Below are 1,034 nucleotides of genomic sequence, written 5' to 3' on the forward strand. Positions count from 1 at the left end.
TAACGTGAGTTCGATATAAAATTAGAAAATAGACAGTTGTCCGTCATTGACAAAGTTTACATCAATGGCGGGCTTCTTTTCAAAAAAGCAATATGCTGCTATAGCCGACAAAGAGTTGGCTATAAAGTTATTGAACGAACGATGTCTGGAGTGTTCTATCTGTGCAATGTTCTTCAGCTCGTCATTGACCGTCTCAATCAAGGCCCTTTTTCTGAGCAGAATCTTGTCGGCAATGCTCATCAGCGAGTTCTTCATATTGTTTTTAACTTTAGTGACAAGCTGAATGCCATCAAGGAAAAGGTTCTCGAACAGAGCTTGGCCAATATATCCTTTGTCTGCACATAGTTTTCCTTTGATGTTTTTCAGAAACTTACCCTGCTTCAAAGGCTCCCGGTCATCCACGTTTCCAGGAGTAAACATAAAATTGAGAATTTCCCCTTTGTCATTGATTATCAGATGTAGTTTGAATCCGAAGAACCATCCCATAGAACATTTTCCACGCTCGGCAAGTCCTTCAAATGTCTTATGAATAAGGATTCTTTGGTTACGGCAGACACGTAAAGGAGTGGAGTCGACAAAACTGATGCCGGTACAGGTTCCCAGCAAAACTTTCTTGATGAAGATGGTCATGGGAAGCAGCACTTCCTTCTCCAGCTCCACAAAACGGTTATAAGAAACCTGACGCGGAAAAAGGTGTTTCAGATGTTTACAGACATATTCCTTGTAGTAATGCTTGAAACAGCGAAAACCACCGGAGTGAAATAGGATTAGAATAACCATAATCTCAGCATCATTCATACGGTTAGGTTTGTTACGATGCCTGGTTTTCTTATCCTCAATCATATATTTTTCCTGTTGCAATGTAAATTCCTTGCAAAAATCATCGGCCATACAATAAATCTCTGTAACTTTAGACTCTGGAAACATAGTGGTAATCGTTTAAATCTTATAATTCAGCACTATAAATTTAATACTTTTATCGCTATGTTTCTAATTATCACTGAAATATATTTATTACTATTTCGAACTCACGT

At 38.3% G+C, this 1,034-nt stretch carries 1 protein-coding gene; it reads right to left on the reverse strand.

Annotated features, from left to right (window positions below):
* Nucleotides 1–21 precede the first annotated feature (21 nt).
* On the reverse strand, nt 22–927 hold the full coding sequence (locus H6A28_RS14740; RefSeq protein WP_148330860.1) for an IS982 family transposase: 906 nt from the start codon (nt 925–927) through the stop codon (nt 22–24).
* Between the last annotated feature and the right edge of the window lie 107 nt (nt 928–1,034).

This window comes from Bacteroides mediterraneensis, assembly GCF_016900355.1.
Classification (GTDB): Bacteria; Bacteroidota; Bacteroidia; order Bacteroidales; family Bacteroidaceae; genus Phocaeicola.

What these genes read in the sequence shown, in the direction of transcription:
- H6A28_RS14740 (WP_148330860.1), bottom strand. Translation starts at nt 927, where the DNA reads ATGTTTCCAGAGTCTAAAGTTACAGAGATTTATTGTATGGCCGATGAT.